Origin of the sequence: Achromobacter sp. ACM04 (genome assembly GCF_014851465.1) — a bacterium.
Lineage (GTDB): Bacteria > Pseudomonadota > Gammaproteobacteria > Burkholderiales > Burkholderiaceae_B > Achromobacter > Achromobacter aegrifaciens.
Genome location: NZ_JACUZS010000002.1, coordinates 68,003 through 85,534, shown reverse-complemented (window position 1 = coordinate 85,534; position 17,532 = coordinate 68,003). Strand labels below are relative to the sequence as shown.

At 65.5% G+C, this 17,532-nt stretch carries 18 protein-coding genes; 5 read left to right on the top strand and 13 right to left on the bottom strand.

Annotated features, from left to right (window positions below; all coding sequences use genetic code 11):
• Nucleotides 1-76: 76 nt before the first annotated feature.
• The 6 genes from IB259_RS11060 to IB259_RS11035 all read right to left on the bottom strand — a co-directional run bounded on the left by IB259_RS11060 (nt 77) and on the right by IB259_RS11035 (nt 5,859).
• Entirely contained in the window at nt 77-1,405 is a 1,329-nt protein-coding gene (locus IB259_RS11060; RefSeq protein ID WP_192328982.1) for a cytosine permease, read from the bottom strand.
• A 137-nt stretch (nt 1,406-1,542) separates the two neighbouring features.
• Nucleotides 1,543-2,532 carry a biotin-dependent carboxyltransferase family protein gene (locus IB259_RS11055; protein ID WP_054457871.1) on the bottom strand — a complete coding sequence of 330 codons (990 nt, stop codon included), beginning with the start codon at nt 2,530-2,532 and terminating at the stop codon, nt 1,543-1,545.
• Nucleotides 2,525-3,397, bottom strand: a complete 873-nt coding sequence (locus IB259_RS11050; RefSeq protein WP_119450620.1) for an allophanate hydrolase subunit 1 — start codon at nt 3,395-3,397, stop codon at nt 2,525-2,527. Before IB259_RS11050 ends, IB259_RS11055 begins: the two co-directional genes overlap by 8 nt.
• Nucleotides 3,394-4,794: an acetyl-CoA carboxylase biotin carboxylase subunit gene (locus IB259_RS11045; RefSeq protein ID WP_192328980.1), complete on the bottom strand. Its 1,401-nt coding sequence runs from the start codon at nt 4,792-4,794 to the stop codon at nt 3,394-3,396. The genes IB259_RS11050 and IB259_RS11045 overlap by 4 nt, the downstream gene beginning before the upstream one ends.
• A gap of 8 nt (nt 4,795-4,802) precedes the next feature.
• Nucleotides 4,803-5,045: an acetyl-CoA carboxylase gene (locus tag IB259_RS11040; protein WP_119450622.1), complete on the bottom strand. Its 243-nt coding sequence runs from the start codon at nt 5,043-5,045 to the stop codon at nt 4,803-4,805.
• Between the two features lie 37 nt (nt 5,046-5,082).
• Nucleotides 5,083-5,859 carry a 5-oxoprolinase subunit PxpA gene (locus IB259_RS11035; RefSeq protein ID WP_054457867.1) on the bottom strand — a complete coding sequence of 259 codons (777 nt, stop codon included), beginning with the start codon at nt 5,857-5,859 and terminating at the stop codon, nt 5,083-5,085.
• A 262-nt stretch (nt 5,860-6,121) separates the two neighbouring features.
• Here IB259_RS11035 and IB259_RS11030 point away from each other — a divergent pair, with 262 nt between their 5' ends.
• On the top strand, nt 6,122-7,033 hold the full coding sequence (locus IB259_RS11030) for a LysR family transcriptional regulator (protein WP_054457866.1): 912 nt from the start codon (nt 6,122-6,124) through the stop codon (nt 7,031-7,033).
• A 13-nt stretch (nt 7,034-7,046) separates the two neighbouring features.
• Here the strand turns inward: IB259_RS11030 and IB259_RS11025 are convergent, their stop codons facing one another.
• Genes IB259_RS11025 through IB259_RS10995 form a run of 7 tightly spaced genes read right to left on the bottom strand, consistent with a single transcriptional unit; the run spans nt 7,047 to nt 12,523 of the window.
• A complete protein-coding gene (locus IB259_RS11025; protein WP_054457865.1) occupies nt 7,047-8,207 on the bottom strand; it encodes an acyl-CoA dehydrogenase family protein in 1,161 nt (386 codons plus the stop codon).
• 17 nt (nt 8,208-8,224) lie between these two features.
• A complete protein-coding gene (locus IB259_RS11020) occupies nt 8,225-8,617 on the bottom strand; it encodes a MaoC family dehydratase (protein WP_119450623.1) in 393 nt (130 codons plus the stop codon).
• 8 nt (nt 8,618-8,625) lie between these two features.
• On the bottom strand, nt 8,626-9,021 hold the full coding sequence (locus IB259_RS11015) for a hypothetical protein (protein ID WP_119450624.1): 396 nt from the start codon (nt 9,019-9,021) through the stop codon (nt 8,626-8,628).
• Nucleotides 9,018-9,419 carry a Zn-ribbon domain-containing OB-fold protein gene (locus tag IB259_RS11010; protein ID WP_119450625.1) on the bottom strand — a complete coding sequence of 134 codons (402 nt, stop codon included), beginning with the start codon at nt 9,417-9,419 and terminating at the stop codon, nt 9,018-9,020. The genes IB259_RS11015 and IB259_RS11010 overlap by 4 nt, the downstream gene beginning before the upstream one ends.
• A 1-nt stretch (nt 9,420) precedes the next feature.
• A complete protein-coding gene (locus IB259_RS11005; RefSeq protein WP_192328978.1) occupies nt 9,421-10,572 on the bottom strand; it encodes a thiolase family protein in 1,152 nt (383 codons plus the stop codon).
• Nucleotides 10,569-11,378 carry an enoyl-CoA hydratase/isomerase family protein gene (locus tag IB259_RS11000; RefSeq protein ID WP_054457860.1) on the bottom strand — a complete coding sequence of 270 codons (810 nt, stop codon included), beginning with the start codon at nt 11,376-11,378 and terminating at the stop codon, nt 10,569-10,571. Before IB259_RS11000 ends, IB259_RS11005 begins: the two co-directional genes overlap by 4 nt.
• Entirely contained in the window at nt 11,375-12,523 is a 1,149-nt protein-coding gene (locus tag IB259_RS10995; protein ID WP_119450627.1) for an acyl-CoA dehydrogenase family protein, read from the bottom strand. Before IB259_RS10995 ends, IB259_RS11000 begins: the two co-directional genes overlap by 4 nt.
• 229 nt (nt 12,524-12,752) lie before the next feature.
• Between IB259_RS10995 and IB259_RS10990 the strand changes: the two genes are divergently transcribed.
• From IB259_RS10990 to IB259_RS10975, 4 genes are all read left to right on the top strand, one after another.
• On the top strand, nt 12,753-13,754 hold the full coding sequence (locus IB259_RS10990; RefSeq protein ID WP_054457858.1) for a tripartite tricarboxylate transporter substrate binding protein: 1,002 nt from the start codon (nt 12,753-12,755) through the stop codon (nt 13,752-13,754).
• The gene (locus tag IB259_RS10985; protein WP_370528698.1) at nt 13,744-15,888 is read left to right on the top strand and encodes an acetate--CoA ligase family protein; all 2,145 of its coding nucleotides are present in this window, start codon (nt 13,744-13,746) and stop codon (nt 15,886-15,888) included. Before IB259_RS10990 ends, IB259_RS10985 begins: the two co-directional genes overlap by 11 nt.
• Nucleotides 15,885-16,661: an enoyl-CoA hydratase/isomerase family protein gene (locus IB259_RS10980; RefSeq protein ID WP_192328976.1), complete on the top strand. Its 777-nt coding sequence runs from the start codon at nt 15,885-15,887 to the stop codon at nt 16,659-16,661. The genes IB259_RS10985 and IB259_RS10980 overlap by 4 nt, the downstream gene beginning before the upstream one ends.
• 83 nt (nt 16,662-16,744) lie before the next feature.
• Nucleotides 16,745-17,518, top strand: coding sequence for an IclR family transcriptional regulator (locus IB259_RS10975; RefSeq protein WP_054457855.1), 774 nt, complete (start codon nt 16,745-16,747; stop codon nt 17,516-17,518).
• Nucleotides 17,519-17,532 lie beyond the last annotated feature (14 nt).

Sequence of the window (17,532 nt, the reverse complement as noted above, 5' to 3'; positions counted from 1 at the left end):
AGCTTCGGGACCAGCGGAAAGTGTACACAGGACGTTTTCGGGCCGGGCGTTTTGCCGCGCGGCCCGCAGCGCGGCCTTAGCCGCCCTGCGCCTGCATCCGTGCCGCCGCCATGGAGCAGATCCGGTACACCAGCGCCGACACCACGAAGCTGGCCGGCGCGGCCAGCGTCGCCGCGAAACCCTCCGTGTGCATCAGCGCCAGGCCGCAAATCGCGCCTGCGAACCAGCCGGCCAGGCCTGCGCGGTTGAATGCGGCCCCGCCATGTTGCGGCGCGGACTCCTGGTCGCCCAGAATGTGCACCAGGGCCACCGCCACCCACGACACCACGAAGATGCCCTGGTAGGCGAGCGCCTGCAGCAGATACGAGAACACGTCCAGCAGCATCAGCGCATACGTCACCGCGCCCACGATGACCGCCCACATCGCCTTGGGCCAGCGCATGCCCGGCCAGCGCGCGAAGAATGCCTGCATGTTGATGGTGGCCAGGTAGTAGTTGGCGGTGTTGATGCGGGTCTGCGTGATCCACACGAACAGCAATCCGCCCAGGCCCATCAGCTTGAGCAGCGCCAGCACCACCGACACTTCCGACAGCGCGGCGTCGCTGGGGATGGTGCTGACCAGATAGATGCCGGCCACGCCGTTGAGCAGGAAGGTCACCAGATAGAAGGGCATGCCGAAGTTGTAGCGGCTATGGTAGGTCTGGTCTTCGCGCTTGCCGAAGCGGGCATAGTCGAAGGTGAACATCATCAGGACCCATACGCCCATGTAGTACACGAAGGCGTCCCACCAACCGCCGGGGACCGGGCCTTCGGGCGGACCGAATGACAGCCAGGCATCGCTGTAGCCGTATTCCTGCGTCGCCATCACCACGGCCAGCAACAACCCCAGCAAATAGAAGGGCAGCAGCACGCCGTTGAACTTGTCGAGCCATGTTTGCACGCTGCCGAAGATCAACAGCACGCTGTAGATGACCACCACCAGCGCCACCAGCCAGTACGGCACGGCAGGATAAAGATGATGCGCGGCGACCGACATCACCGCGCCTTCGAACACCGCGTAGTAGATGGCGGTGGCGAAGAAGATCAGGGTGGCCAGCGCCGCGCCCGAGGTGCCGAAGAGCCGGCGCGAGAACAGCGCCACCGACAGGCCGCTGCGGATGGCGTAGCGGCTGATGACGCCGTTGATCAGCCCGTAGCTGATCACCGACAGCACCATGCCGATGATGGCGTTGCGGGCGCCGTATTTCAGCGCCAGCGTGGCGCCGACGACGATGTAGAACACGGCGCTGCACACGGCCCACCAGGCCATGGTGAGGGCGTAGCGGGGCATGCGGTCGCTGTCGGCGACGGCATGCAGCGAGTTGTCCGTCTCATCGGACGGTTTGCGTGGGGTCATGTTGGCCATGTCGGATCTCCTGGCGGGATCGGATGCTGCGGTTCGACTGCGGAACGGGCGCGTGTCGCCCACCGGCCTTGCCAGGGGGCAAGGCCGGGATATACGAAAAACCGGGAGAAGGGCGCGGACCGGCCGCGCCCCGAGGATCAGCCGCTGAGCGCCTGATGCAGCCGCTCGAAGCGGGCGCGGTAGTCGCGCCTTGCGGCCACCGCCTGCTCCAGCGTCACCCGCTCGAAATGGGCGCTCTGGTTGGGCTGCATCTGCCCGACCTTGTCCAGGTCGGCGCTGATGACCGTGCCTATCATGGCGTAGCCGCCGCCGGACACCGCATCGCGATGCAGGATGATGGGTTCCACGCCCGCAGGCACCTGGATGGAGCCGATGGGATAGCAGGCGTCGACGATGTTCGACGGATCGGCGCCCGCGCCGAAAGGTTGCTCGCGGGCGCGAAAGCGTAGCGGGCGGCCCTGCTTGTAGCGGTAGCCGATGCGATCGGCCTCGGAGGTCACGGTCCAGGCGTCTTCATAGAAGGTGGCGGCGGATTCTGGCTCCAGGCGGTGATCGTATAGGCCCGGCAGCACGCGCAGCGTCTGAGTCTTGGGCGGGGCCTCGGCCAACGCGGCCGGCAGTTCGCGGCCCACGCGCGTGCGGATGGACGCCCGGCCCACCGCCAGCCGGTCGCCGGCCTGCAGCTTGCGGCCTTCGTGGCCGCCGATAGCGCCCAGCGCGTAGGTCGAGCGGCTGCCCAGGACCACAGGGACGTCGATGCCGCCCGCGACCGCCAGGCAGGCGCGGGCGCCGGCCTGCACGAAGTCGAACGACAGCCGGCTGCCGGCCTGCACCGCCAGCGCCACATTGCAGGCCTGCGCCACGCCGTCGATCTTGGGGATCATGCTGGCGCCCGTCACGGCAATCACGGCGGTGCGGTGGAACAACAGTTCCGGGCCGAGCAGCGTGCATTCCAGCACCGCGTCGCCGGCGGCATTGCCCACCAGCAGGTTGGCGGCGGCCAGCGCGTACTGATCGAGCGCGCCGGACGGCGGTATGCCCAGGTGGTAGTGGCCTAGGCGGCCCGTGTCCTGCACCGAAGTGGCCAGGCCGGGCTTGATGACTTCGATGATGGGATCGTTAGGCATGGAGCGTCTCCAGCAGTTGGGCGTTGCAGGCATCGGGCGCGCGCTGGAACTCGGCCAGCGAGAACGACACGGGCCGGATGCGCAGGTCGAAGCTGCCGGCCTCGACCTGCGCCGTGGCCTGGTCGTACTCGTCGCGGGTGATGGGCTTGAACTTCACGATGTCGCCCGGGCGGAAGAACACCATCGAATCGCGCAGATGCGCCTGGCGCTGGGCAGGTTCGAAGATGGGTGCTGGCGTGACGCCGAACATCTGGTAGCCGCCCGCGCCGCGTACCGAATAGATGCAGCCGAAGCAGCCGCCGTGTCCCACCGTGTGTTTGGGAGTATCGGTGCGGGGGCGCAGGTATTTGGGAACCTGCAGCTGGCGCTCGCGTTCCACCATCTGGTACATGAAGGGCAACCCGGCCACGAAGCCCACCATGGACACGAACCAGGGCGAACCGGAGTGGGCGTCGATGAAGCCCTGCACCGAGTCGTGGCCGTTGATGCGGGCCGCGTACTCCAGGTCGGTGGATTCCGGATCCTGGTGCCTTTCGCGAAACCGCATCAGGGTCTCGTGGGTCCAGGGGTCGTTGTAGTACACCGGCACTTCGATGATGCGGGTGGCCAGCGTGAGGTTGGCCAGGTCTATGCCCGCCTCCAGTTCGCGCAGCAGGGCCAGCAGAGCGTCCGGCGCGATGCGGTCGGGGTCGTACCGTACTTGATAGGACGCGTTGGCCGGGCAGATCTCGGTCACGCCGTCGACCGCGCGTTCGCGCAGCGCCCGCGTGATCGCCATGCCCTTGAAGAAGGATTCCAGCGACATGTCCTCGCTGATCTCGACGAAGATGAACTCGTCGCCGCCATGGGTGTAGCGCAAGCTCATTGGTTTTCCTCCCGGTCCCTTTGCATCCAGGCTTCAAGATAATTGGTGTGGTAGCGGCCCGCCAGCACGTCCGCATCCTCCAGCAGTTCGCGGTGCAGGGCCAGCGTTGAATGCACGCCCGTCAGTTCCACTTCGTCGAGCGCGCGCGCCATGCGCGCCAGCGCCGCCGTGCGGCTCTCGTCCCAGACGATCAGCTTGGCCAGCAGCGAGTCATAGTAGGGCGGCACGGAGCAGCCCGGATACAGCATCGAGTCCACGCGCACGCCGGGCCCGCCGGGCCAGCGCACGTGTTCCACCCGGCCAGGGCTGGGCGCGAAGTTGCGCTTGGGGTCTTCGGCGTTGATGCGGCATTCGATCGCTGCGCCGCGGATGGCGATGTCCTGCTGGCGTAAGCGCAGGGGTTCGCCGTCGGCGATGCGCAGCATTTCGCGCAGCAGGTCCACGCCCGTGATGGCTTCGGTGATGGGGTGCTCGACCTGGATGCGGGTGTTCATCTCGATGAAGTAGAACTCGCCGGCGCCGCGGCTGTCGTCATACAGATACTCCAGCGTGCCCGCTCCCCGGTACCCGACCGAGCGCGCCAGTTGCGCCGCCGATTCGCATAGTTTCTGCCGGGTGGCGGGGTTCAGGGCGGGTGAGGGCGCTTCTTCCAATACCTTCTGCCGGCGCCGTTGCAGGGAGCATTCGCGTTCATACAGGTGGACGGCGTTGCTGCCGTCGCCCAGAACCTGCACTTCGATGTGCCGCGCGCGCGGCAGATAGCGCTCCAGGTATACGCCGGCTTCGCCGAAGGCCGCCTGCGCCTCGGCCTGGGCCTGCGGCATCTGCGCGCGCAGTTCGGCTTCGTCGCGCACCACGCGTATGCCGCGCCCGCCGCCGCCCGCGGCTGCCTTGATCATGAGCGGGTAGCCGATGATGGCGGCATGGGTCAGGGCTTCGTCCAGCGATGACAGCACGCCTTCGCTGCCAGGCACCGTCGGCACGCCGGCCGCCTGGGCGCAGGCGCGCGCCGCCGCCTTGTCGCCCATCGTGCGGATGGTGGCGGCGTCGGGCCCGACGAAGATCAGGCCGGCGTCGCTCACGGCCTGCGCGAATGCCGCGTTTTCCGACAGGAAGCCGTAGCCGGGATGTACTGCCTGGGCGCCGGTGCTGCGGGCGGCCTCCAGCAGCGCTTCGGTGTTCAGATAGCTGCGCGTCGCGTGCGAGGGGCCGATGAGCACCGCTTCGTCGGCCATGCGCGTGGCCAGCGCGTCTCGGTCCGCTTCGCTGTATACGGCCACGGTGCGCATGCCCAGTTCGCGGGCGGCGCGGATGATGCGCAAGGCGATTTCGCCGCGGTTGGCCACCAGCACCTTGTGGATGTTGCGCGGCCGGTAGGGAAGATGGGTATCGGACATGGCGCGGCCTATCCCTCGATGCGCAGCAGGGGCTGTCCGGCTTCCACCGGCTCGCCGTCTTCCACCAGGATCTCGGCCACCACGCCGCCGGTGGGCGTTTCGATCTGGTTGAACTGCTTCATGACCTCGACGATGCCGATCACGGCGCCGGCGGCGACCGTGGCGCCCCGCTCCACGAAGGGGGCAGCGTCGGGGCTGGGGCGGCGGTAGAAGGTTCCGGGCAGGGGGCTGGGAATATCGTGCAACGGCATGGTTTTCTCCTTGGAATGTCGTTCGGGCGGCAGGGGGTCAGGGGCCGGTCACGCTGGGCGGCGCGATCCGGATACCGTGGGCTTCCAGCTTCTCGCGGGTGGCGCGCACCAGGGACAGGGCGCCGGGCGTGTCGCTGTGTATGCAGACGGAATCGAAGTCGATGGGGATGTCCTTGCCTTCGACCGTGCGCACGCGGCCCTCGGTGCAGGCGCGCAGCACTTTTTCGGCGACCTGGGCGGGGTCCAGCGGCTGGGTGTAGCGGGTGAAGACGATGGAGCCGCTGGCGTCGTAGTCGCGGTCGGCGTAGAACTCGCGCACCACGGGCTGGTTCAGTTCGCGCGCCAGACGGTAGGTGACCGAGCTTTCCATGCAGTACAGCGCCAGCGTGGGCTCCAGCTCCTGCAGCGTTTCGATCAAACGGCGCGACAAGGCTTCGTCGCGGGCGGCCTGCATGTACAGCGCGCCGTGCGGCTTCACGTGCTGCAGGCGCAGTCCGTGCAGTCGGGCGAATTCGCGCAGCGCGCCCAGTTGATAGACGATGTCGTGCACCAGCGCTTCGGCGCTTTCGCGCATGTCCCGCCGGCCGAAGCCGACCAGGTCGCGAAAGCCGGGATGGGCGCCGATGCAGACGCCGTGTTCGCGGGCCTGCAACACCGTGCGGTTCATGATCCGAGGGTCGCCTGCATGGAATCCCGTGGCGATGTTGGCCGAACTGATCAAGGGCATGATCGCTTCGTCCACGCCGTCCCCGATGGTCCACGGGCCGAATCCTTCCCCCATGTCCGAGTTGAGGTCGATGCTGCGTTTGCTCATTGCCGGAGGCTCCTTGGCGTTGCTCGCCGCATTCGACGCGGCGTGTGACGTGAACATTAGCCAAGGCCGAGGGGGACAAAAAGATCTTTTTATTGATCGATCAATATCTGTTTTCTAGATAACTGTCCGTTGAATTGGCAGCATCGTTCCGACGTTTTTCCTATGAAAAATAAGGGATACCCCTGATAAGACGCATCGGATCGCAGAGAGAATATTCAGATATTCTGAGGCAAAGATATCGATTAAAAAGATAAAACCGGACATGTCGATTACCCTACGTCAGCTCAAATACTTCATCGCCGCAGCCGAACTGGGCCAGATTTCGCAGGCGGCAATCCAGCTGGCGATATCCCAGTCGGCCATCACCAGCGCCATCCGCGAACTGGAGGAGACAGTGGGCACGGCGCTGTTCCTGCGGGGCGCCCACGGCGTGACGCTGACTCACAGCGGCCGCACCTTCTTGAACCACGCCTACAACATCCTGTCGTCGGTCGACGAGGCCCTGCGCATGCCGGCGACGGCGGAAGAGGTCTCGGGCCGCCTGTTGCTGGCGGCGTCCTATACGGTGATCGGCTACTTCCTGCCGTATCACCTGCAGCGGCTGTCTCAGCTGTATCCGCGCCTGGACATCCAGCTGCACGAACTGAACCGCAGCGCAATCGAGGAAGGCCTGATCGCGAACCGCTATGACATGGCGGTGCTGCTGACCTCGAACGTCGCCAATCCGGATCTGGCGGTGGAGCATTTCTTCGGCTCGCCGCGACGCCTGTGGCTGCCGGCCAGGCATCCCTTGCTTGCGGCGGACGCCGTGACCCTGGAGGACGTCTCGCGCGAACCCTTCATCATGCTGACCGTGGACGAGGCGGCCTACACCGCCTTGCGCTACTGGAACGAAACCCCCTTCAAGCCCGACGTGCGGCTGCGCACCTCATCCGTCGAGGCGGTGCGCAGCATGGTGGCCAACGGCAGCGGCGTGGCCCTGCTGTCGGACATGGTCTACCGGCCCTGGTCGCTGGAGGGGCGGCGGATTGAAACGGTACAGCTCAAGGACCCGATTCCGCCCATGAACGTCGGGTTGGCCTGGCGCCGGGGCGCGGAAGTGTCGCCCGCCATGCAGGCGGTGCGGGACTATTTCCGGCATGCGTACATGGCGCAGCGGGGCGGGGCGGGCTGAACGCGGACCGGCGCTACGCCCGCTTGCCGGGATGTATGCCCATGGTCTTCGCGATGACTTCCAGCATGATCTCGTTGGCGCCGCCGCCGATGGCCGTCTGCCTCAGGTCGCGATAGGCGCGAGAGATCCAGTTCTCGTTCATGACGCCCTGGCCGCCCCAGAACTGCAGGCATTCGTTGGGAATCTTCATGGACAGCTTGCCAGCGTAGTACTTCGCCATGGAGGCGAACTGCGCGATGTCCTGGCCGTCCAGGTATTGCTCGATGGCACGGTACAGCAGAGAGCGCAGTGCCTGGATCTCGGTCTGCATTTCGGCGAGCTTGTGGTAGACCACCTGATTGGACAGGATTGTGCCGCCGAACACTTGCCTCTGGCCGGCGTATTCGATGGTCTCTTCGATGGCCCGCTCCATCGACCGCATGCTGCGCGCCGCGACGAACATGCGTTCTTCCTGGAACTGCTCCATCTGGTAGATGAAGCCCATGTTCTCTTCGCCGATGCGGTTGCTGACTGGTACCCGCACGTCGTCGAAGAACAGTTCGGCCGTATCGGAGGCGCGCAGCACCAGCTTGTCCAGCTTGCGCGACACGCTGACGCCGGGAGCGTTCAATGGCACGATGATGAGCGATTTGTTCTTGTGCGGTCCGCCGTCCTGCGAGGTATTGCACAGCAGGCAGATCCAGTCGCCCTGCACGCCATTGGTGATCCACATCTTCGATCCGTTGATGACGTAGTCGTCGCCGTCGCGCCGCGCCCAGGTCTTTATCTGCGACACGTCCGAGCCTGCCGAGGCTTCGCTTACGCCGATGCAGCCGACCAGATCTCCCGCGATGGTGGGCGCCAGGTAAGCGCGCTTGAGCGCATCGCTGCCATGATGCGCCAAGGCCGGAGTGCACATCGTGCTTTGCACGCCGATGGCCGAGGTCAGCCCGCTGGACCGGACTTCGCCCAGGGTCTCGGCGAAGACCATTTCGTAGCTGAAATCCAGCTCCATGCCGCCATACTCTGCCGCCTTTCCTATGCCCAGCAGCCCGGCGGATCCGAAGGCCTTCATCACGCGGTGCGCAGGGAAAATCTGCTCGGCCTCCCACTCGTCCAGATAGGGGTCCAGGTGTTCGGCGATGATGCGGCGGGTGGTCCGTTCGAGTTCGCGATGCTCGTGGGTCAGGTGCATGGCTGTTTCCGGTTGGTTCAGTTGGCTGCCGGTGCGCCGGCGTCGGCTAGCGTGACGTGGCCGGCGATCAGCGCGACGCCGCCGGCATCTCTTACCCAGACGTCATATCTCCCTGGTGCATCGGCCACGCATTGGCCGCCTGCGGTGATGAGGCCGCCGGCATGCAGCGGCTTGAGAAAGCGGATGTCCAGGTCGAATCGTTCCAGCGCCGCGGCACCGAAGCTGCGCGCCAGCGATTGCCAGATCAGGTTGACCGACAGCGTGCCGTGGGCGATGGTGCCGCCCATGGGCGTGGCCGAGGCGAATGCCGGATCTACGTGCAGGGGATTGAAGTCGTTGGTCAGTTCGGCATAAAGATCGATGTCCGCCTGAGTGACCTTCATGGATACTTCTTCCAGTGTAGGCGTCATGGTGTGTCCTAGGCGGCCCAGATCAGATTCATTCGGCCGGTATAGAGGGGGCGTCCAGTTGCGCCCTCGCCAGCGACTTCAAGTCGTAGATAGCGACGTTCGCCCCGCATTTCCTTGTCCAGGCAGCGCACCGTGGAACGTACGCGTTCGCCAGAGCGCGGCAGCCCTTGGACGCAAAGCGCTTGCCGCGCATGGATGTTGCCGGGCGGGCGCGGCGTCACCACGTTCAGGTAGGCGCGCATCATCAGCGCGACGGCCAGGCCGGCCTGCCTGGCCGGTGCGTCCTGCGCGTGCTGGCCGAACAGGCGTTCCCAGAGCGCCAGCAGCCTCGCGTCGAGCGGCTCTTCCCATTCGCCCAGCACGGAACCAGGGGTAAAGCTGTCATAGGTATACAGCGCGCTCATGGCGTCTCCGGTTCGGCAATCGGGAGCAGGTGGTCGCCGCGGGGCTCGAATCCGATCCGCACCCGCTGGCCGATGGCGAGCGGCGAGTTGGCGTCATTGCGGGTGTTGACCATCAAGCGGAATCCCTCGTCCAGGTCGACCAGGGCGATTACATAGGGCGCTTCGGCCTTGAAGGCCGCGTTCGGTGCACGATGCACCGTGGTATGGCTGAGCACGGTGCCCAGTCCGGCAGATTCGTTCCACTTCAGCTGCTGTCCGTGGCAATGAGTGCAGACACTGCGCGGAATGCGCTGCACCGCGCCGCATTCGCCGCAGGTCTGGTAGCGCAGCTTGCGGTCGCGGCAACCTTGCCAGAAAGGCTGCGTTTCCGCGGTGGGGCGTATGGAGGGCTTTTCCATTTCAGGCGGCTCCCAGGATGAGTGAGCAGTGGGCGGAAAGGATGCCGCCGTCTCCGTGCACGAAGGCCAGGTTGGCGTCATCCACCTGGCGGGCATCCGCCTGGCCGCGCAATTGATGGACGGCCTCGACCGCATGGAACATGCCGCCGGCCGCGCCGGAGTGGCCATAGGACAGCAGGCCGCCATGGGTATTGCAGGGCAGGGCGCCGCCCAGGCCCAACTGGCCTTGCAGGGCGGCGGGCCCGGCTTCGCCGCGAGCAAAGAATCCAATGGATTCAAGTTCGACCAGCAAGGTGATGGTGAACGAGTCGTAGATGAGAGCGACGTCGATGTCGGCGGGCTTCAGGCCGGCCGCCGCGAACGCGCGTGCCGACGAGGCCTTGCAGCCGAAATCGACCAGGCTGGGTGCGGACACGATATGTTCGTGCGTGTGGCCCTGGCCCGCACCCAGGATCTCCACGGCACGGTGGCTGGTGTTGGTGGCAGGACGGCGGCTGACCACCAGCGCCGCGCCGCCGTCGGAAACCAGGCAGCAGTCCAGCATGCGCAGGGGCGCGCTGATCTCGCGCGAGTTCAACACGTCCTCAATGGAGATCGGCTCGCGCTTGTGGGCCTTGGGATGCCGGCCGGCATGGCGGCGGTGCTCCACGGCGATTGCTGCCAGGTGCTCGGATGTCACACCGTAATCGTGCATGTAGCGTTGCGCAACCAGCGCATAGGAAGCGGGCACGCTGATGCCGAAGGGGCGCTCGAACTGCGGGTGGCCGACCTCGGCCAGCGCCGCCACCGCGCCGTCGCGGGACAGCCCCGTCAGACGGTTGTCGCCCGCGACGACCAGGACGTGGTTGCACTGGCCGCTGGCCACCAGGGCGGCCGCCTGCATGACCATGATGCAGGCGCTGGCGCCGCCGGCCTGTATCGCGGTGCAGAAGTTCGGATTCAGGCCCGCGTATTCGCAGAACACGGAACCGAGCATCAGGTGCGGCTCGGTAAAGGAATAGGCGCACAACACGCCGTCGATGTCGCCGGGGTCCAGGCCCGCGTCGCGTATCGCGCCGAATGCCGCTTCCGCGTGCAGGCCCATGCAACTGGAACCTGGCAGTTCGCCGACGCGCGTGTCGCAGGCGCCAGTGATGTAGGCGTTCATGCTCATGCGGCGCCGTCCTTGCCAGGCTTGGCGGACCAGTTGAATGCGAGGGGCTGCTTGTCCAGGAAGCGCGCCACGGCGTCGTCGTGGTAGACCGTGTGCAGAGCCAGCGCCTGGGCATGGGCCTCCAGTTCGGCCAGCGTGTTCTGGTCCAGGTTGAAGGAGCGGTTGAGTATGTTCTTCGACATGCCCAGCGCTTCGGTCGATGCGGCATGGAATCGGGCGGCAAGCGCCAATGCCTCGTCCAGCAGGGATTGCGGCGGGACGATGCGGTACAGGATGCCGAGGGCGCGCGCTTCTTCGGCGTCCACTTCGCGTGCCGAGAACACGAGTTCCTTGGCGCGCTGAAGGCCGACGATGCGCGGCAACAGGAAAAAGCCGCCCAGGTCCGGCACTAGGCCGATGCGTCCGAAAACGGCACAGAACCGCGCGCCCGGCGTGCCCAGGATGAAATCGCAGGCCAATGCCAGATTGAAGCCCGCGCCGAAGGCGGGGCCGTCCACCGCGGCAATGACGGGCTTTTCCAGATTGACCAGTTCATGGAACCAGGTGTGCAGACGGCGTATGCGATCCCGGTCCTTGTACACAGGCCGTTTGGCCTCGGACAGCGATTTCAGATCGCCGCCCGCACAGAACACGCCCTGGGCGCCCGTGATGACCACGGCTTTGACCGTGTCGTCGTCGCGCGCTTGAAGCACGGCTTCGGCCAGGCTTTGGCGCACCTCGAGATCGAAGGCGTTGCGTCGTTCGGGACGGTTCAGGGTGATGAGGAGTGTCGCGCCGCGGCGCTCGCGCAGGACATAGTCGTTCATGGCTTGAATCCCAGGCTGTTGGCGATGATGTTCTTCTGGATCTCGCTGGTGCCTTCGCCGATGATGTAGACCAGCGCGTCGCGGTGGATGCGGCCGACCGGATACTCGCGCATGATGCCGGCGCCGCCGAAGATACGGATGGCTTGCTCGCTGACCGAAACGGCGGTTTCGCTGGCGACCAGCTTGACGCGCGCGGCCGTGGCCGCGTCCAGGGTTCCCTGATCCACGCGCCAGGCGCCGTAATAGACCAGCCAGCGGGCCGCTTCGATCTGCGCCGACATCTCGGCGAGCTTGTGGCCGATGGCCTGATACTGGCCGATGCGCTTGCCGGCCACCAGACGGTCGTTGGCGTAGGCGGTGGCGGCATCGAAGGCCGCGCGCGCCATGCCCAGGGCATTGGCCGCCACGCCGACCCGGTTTTCGCTGAGCGATTCCAGGATCAGCGGATACGTGCCTTCGGTTTCGCCGAGCAGGCAATCGTCGGGCACGAAGGCGTTGTCGATGTGGATAAGCGCGGTTTCCGACGCGCGTATCCCTTCCTTCTTGAGCTTGGAAATTTCGAAGCCAGGATTGGGCAGTTCGACGATGAACAGGCTGATCGAGTCAGGACGGAGGTCGGGACTGGTGCGCGCGGCTACCAGCAGGAAGTCGGCAAAGGGCGCATTCGTGATGTAAAGCTTGCTGCCATGCAGGCGCCAACCGCCTTCAACGCGTTCGGCCCGGGTCTTCATGGCGCGCACGTTGGAGCCGCCGTCCGGTTCACTCAGGCCGAAGCCGGCCACTTTCCGGCCGGCCAGCGCGGGCGCCAGGAAACGCGCCTTCTGCGCCGGCGTGCCTGCTTTCCATATGGGCCAGATGCCCAGATGCGTATGGGCCGACCAGGTGGAGGCGAACGCCTGGGACAGGTAACTCAGCTCTTCGCGCACGATGCAGTCGCTGATTTTGTCCAGGCCGCTGCCGCCATCGGCTTCCGGATAGCGCACGCCCAGCAGGCCCAGATCGCCCCAGCGTTCAAAGACGTGCTTCGGAAAGGTTTCCTGTTCTTCAGCATCGAAGACCAGGGGGGCGAGTTCATCCTGGCAAAGCCGCCGCACGGTATCGCGGACGGCTTCGTGTTCACTGGAAAACGCAAAGCTCAAGCTCACGGATATGCTCCTTTTGTCTCCGCTGGCGATGCCCGTCACCCTTGGCGTGTCGGGCATCTTTAAATTCTTTATAGAGAATAATATTCTCGTTAAAAAATATAATAGCCAGCGTTCATTGATGCGTCAATCATCGGATCAGGCGGTTTTGTCCTTGACAAGCCGGAGGGTCAATCCTAGACTTTATTCGCTATAAAGATAAATATTCGCTATACAGAATAAAGGAGACAACATGAAGACCGGATTACCCCTGCTTCAATCCTCATTCTCGTCGCGGGCGGCCAGCTTGGCTGCGGCTGCCTTTATGGCTTTGGGCTCAGGGTCGGCCCGTGCCGAGCCTGTCTACCCGTCCAAACCGATAGAGGTGATCGTGGCGTCCTCGGCGGGCGGCATCCTGGACACTATCGCGCGCACGGCCGCGCACGGCATCGAACGCTTGGGCCAGCCTGCCGTGGTCAAGAACCTGCCGGGAGGCGGCGGCACCATCGGCACGCAGGCAGTGGCGCGCGCGCCGGGAGACGGCTACACCTTGGGGGCGGTAGCGACCAGCCACGCCATCAATCCCAGCATGTATTCCAAGCTGCAGTACGACACCGCGCGCGGATTCAGCAACATTACGCAAATGGTGGAGCTGACCAACTTCCTGGTCGCCAATCCTGCGGTCCCCGCGTCCAACCTCAAGGAGTTCATCGCGCTGGCAAAGTCCAAGCCAGGCACCCTGACATACGGCTCTGCGGGCGTCGGACAATCCAATCATCTTTCAGGCGAGTTGCTGCAGCAGGCCGCCGGCATCAAGCTGGTGCACGTGCCTTACCGGGGCAGCGCACAGGCGTTGACGGATCTGCTCGGCGGGTCGCTTTCGGTGATGTTCGTCGACGCGCTTTCGGCCGAACCCTATGTAAAGTCAGGAAAGCTGAAGCTGATCGCGATTACCGGATTGGAGCGGTCGCCGGCCTATCCCGACTATCCCACGCTGAATGAATCCGGCTTGCCGGGGTTCAACGGCAATACCTGGCTCGGCCTGGTTGCGCCTGCCGGCGTGCCCAAGAACATCGTCGACAAATTGCAGGGAGCGGTGCGCGCGGAGTTCGAGGATCCCGTCGTGCGCAAGCGTCTGCTGGGGCAGGGCGTCATTCCGGTAGCTTCCGCGCCGAAGGCTTTCAGCGAGTTCCTGGACGGCGAGATGAAGCGCTGGGACCAGGTCATCAAGACGGCGGGCATCGATGCGAACTGAAATGATGGAAGACATGAACATCGTGGGCGGCGCGTCACCGCAGGCGCTGGCAGGGGCGGCGCGCGCGGCCGCCGTGCTGGAGGCGCGCAGCGTGGCCATCGTGGGCGCTTCAGCCGATCCGGGGAAGATCGCCGGCCGACCTTTGGCCTACATGCTGTCGCGCGGCTTTGTCGGCAAACTGTTTCCGGTCAATCCGACGCGCGATCAGGTGCAGGGTCTCAAGAGCTATCCCTCGTTGGCCGCGATAGGCGAGCCGGTGGATCTGGCCATAGTCGGTACGCCGGCGGGGCTGGTCGAGGATGTGATCCGCGAGGGCGCGGCCGCGGGCGTCAAGGCGTTCGTCGTGTTTTCTTCGGGCTTTTCCGAAACGGGCGAAGAAGGCGCGGCGCTGCAACGCAGGCTGGGCGAACTAGCGCGGGCCCAAGGCGTCACGATACTCGGCCCCAACTGCCTGGGCGTGGCCAATAGCGCCACCGGACTCATCGCCTCGTTCACCACCGCACTGGAGGAAACGCCAATCAAGCAGGGCGGCTTCGCCTTCGTCAGCCAGAGTGGCGCGTTGGGCGCGTACTGGATGGACATCTGCCTGCGTTCTGGCCTGGGATTCAGCAAATGGATCACCACCGGCAATGAGTGCGACATGGATGCGGCGTCGGCCATTGCCTATCTTGCCGACGATCCGCAGACGCGCGTCATCGGACTTTACGTCGAGGATATCCGCGATTCCCTGGCGTTCCGATGGGCGCTGCTGCGCGCGGCGGCAGCCGGGAAGCCAGTCATCGCGATCAAGGCGGGCCGCTCGCAGGCGGGCGCGGCGGCGGCTGCTTCGCATACGGGAGCGCTGGCCGGCGACGATGCCCTGTATGACGCCTGCCTGCGTCAGCATGGCGCGCTGCGGGTGGATTCGCTGGGCCAGATGATGGATGTGGCCCGGCTGTTCCTGTTCGACAGCGTGCCGCAGGGCAAGCGCTTGGCCGTCATGTCCGTGTCGGGAGGCGCGGGCGTGCTCATCGCGGACGAAGCCGAACGCTGGGCGCTGGAGCTGCCCGCGCTTGCGCCGCAGACGGCCCAGGCGCTGGCGCCGGTGTTGCCTTCCTTCGTCAAGGCGGCCAATCCGCTGGACCTGACCGGCAATGTGGTGCAGGACACCGCCAGCATTTCAAGGGCGCTGGAGGCCGTGGCGCGAGACCCGGGCAACGACGCCATCGTGCTGTTCGTTGGCCTGATGCACAGCATCGCCACGGCGTTTACCGACGCCATCGCCCAGGCGCGCCAGCGTACCCATCGTCCCATCGTGGTGATCTGGATCGGCGCCAAGGAAGAGTCGGTGAGTGTGCTGGAGCAGGCGCGCATACCCGTGTTCCGCGATATCCCGCCCGCGGTTGCAGCCCTGGGCGCTGCTGTGCGTCTGAACGGCTTGCGCCATGCGGCGCTGACGGCGCCGGCGTTGCCGGCACTCCGGTGCGATGCGATGCCGGCCGCTAGTATCGCGTTTCTGCTTGAGTGGGACAGCAAGGCGCTATTGCGCGAACTCGGAACCGCCGGCATCCCCGACGGCGTGCTGGTGGACGGCGATATGCCCGACCGCTTGCCCGCGCCCTTGGCTTACCCCGTCGTCGCCAAGCTGCAGGCCAGTACTGTCCTGCACAAGAGCGACATAGGCGGCGTGGTGCTCGGCATCATGGACGACGAGCAATTGCGAGCAGCCCTGCTGCGCCTGCGCGCAATCGCCAGCGACAGGGGCATCGACGCGAGGGGCATCCTGCTCGAATCCATGCAGCGCTTCGACCACGAATTGCTGCTGGGCCTACGCCGCGACGTCCGATTCGGCCCCACCTTGACGCTGGGCCGCGGCGGGGTGGAAGTGGAGCTCGATCCCGACGTGGTCTGCCGTTTGCTGCCGCTGGACGCACAAGGCATCCAGGAAATGATCGAGGGCCTGCGCTCGGCCAAGCTGCTGCAGGGGTTTCGGGGGCGCGGCGCCGTTGACCTGCCAGCTCTGGCTCGGCAGATTGCGGGGTTGTGCGAAGCATTCATGGCGCGGCCGGGCCTGGCGGAAATCGAGATCAATCCGCTGGCAGTGGGCGAGGGGCAGGCCTGGGTGCTCGATGCGGTCGTGAGCAGGTTCGAATGACGGCATCCTCGCACCATGTGCTGGTTCACGACGCCGCTGGCGTCCGTACGCTGATCCTGGACCGTGCGGCCAAGGCCAACGCCCTGAACGTGGAAATGCTCGACGTGTTGCGGCGCGCGATTGAAAGCGCCCCGGCCGCAGGGATTGGGCTGATCGTTCTCCGCAGCGCTTCGCCCTCCCTGTTCTGTGCCGGCGGCGATATCGAGGAGTTCGTCCGCAGTGCTGCGTTGTTGCAAGCGCAGGGGCAGGGCCTGCGTGAACTGATGGCCGCCATGGCGCGCTCTCCGGCTCCCGTCCTGGCTGTCGCCCGAGGCAAGGCGGCGGGGGCCGGCGTCATCCTGCTGGCGATGACGGACATCGTCATTGCCTCGGCGGACCTCACGCTCGCGTGCCCGGAAATCGCTTTCAACATGTACCCCGTCATGGTCCAGACCGCCCTGGAAACCAAGATCAGCGGCGCGCGGGCCCGCCAGTTGTGCCTCAGCGGCCAACTGCTGAAGGCCGAGCCCGCCCGAGACCTGGGACTGGTGACCGATGTGTTGCCGACCGAGGACTTCGAGCGGCTTTCCGCCGAGCGTCTGGCGTTCTACATCGCGCGCCGCGAGGCGCTGGTCATTGCCCGCAAGGCGCGTTTGTTGCTGGAGCCGCCCGATTGCGCCGTCGGACGCATCGAAGCGCTCGAGCCCCTGATGCACGAAAACTTCGCCAGGCCCGGCGTGCAGGAAACCATACGCGGCTATCTTTCCAGCATGCGCGCCAGGCGCTCCGGTTGATATGCCCGCCGGGTTTGTGCGGGCAGGCGCTCTATGCCACAATTTTTGCTCTTTTCTATCCAGAGAAATTCTCTGTCTTCAGAATGACGACCGAACAACCGGAAAAACTCGTAGGTGCTCTCGTGGGCGGATTACGCGTCCTGCGCTACCTGAGCGCGGCGCCCTCGGGCGTGGGGGTCACCCGCGTGGCGCGCGACCTGCAACTCAATTCCAGCACTTGCTACAACTTCCTCAAGACGCTGGTATATGAAGGCCTGGTGTCGTTCGATGAAGCCACGAAAACCTATTCCATCGCGTTGGGGCTGGTCGAGCTCGCCAAGGGCGCGCTGGAGCAGGGATCCTACGTGCGGCTGGTGCATCCGCATTTGCGCGATATCGCGCGCAGCCACGGCGTGACTGCGACGCTCTGGCAGCGCACGTCCAATGAGCGCGTAGTGCTGGTGGACCGTGCCGACACCGACAGTTCGGTGCGCGTGCACATGAGCGTGGGCCAGCGACTGCCCATGTACATCGCGGCGCTGGGCCGCTGCATGGCGGCCCATTCCGGGCTGGATGACAAGGAATTGCGGCAACGTTTCGACAACCTGAGGTGGGACGACAAGCCGCCTTTCAAGGACTATATGGAAGGCGTGCGCGACGCCCGTGAAAAGGGTTACGCGGTGGACGCCGGCAACTACGTCAAAGGCGTCAGCACGGTTTCCGCCGCGGTGCTCGACGAATTCGGCAAAGCCGCCATGGCCATCAGCGCCGTTGGCTTCAGCGCCCAGGTTTCGGGCGAGGCGCTCGAGCGCCTGGGCGTTGACCTGCGCGACCGCGCCGCGCTGATCTCCCGCGCACTCTCGGGCGGCCGCGCCTGATTCCCCACCGCTGA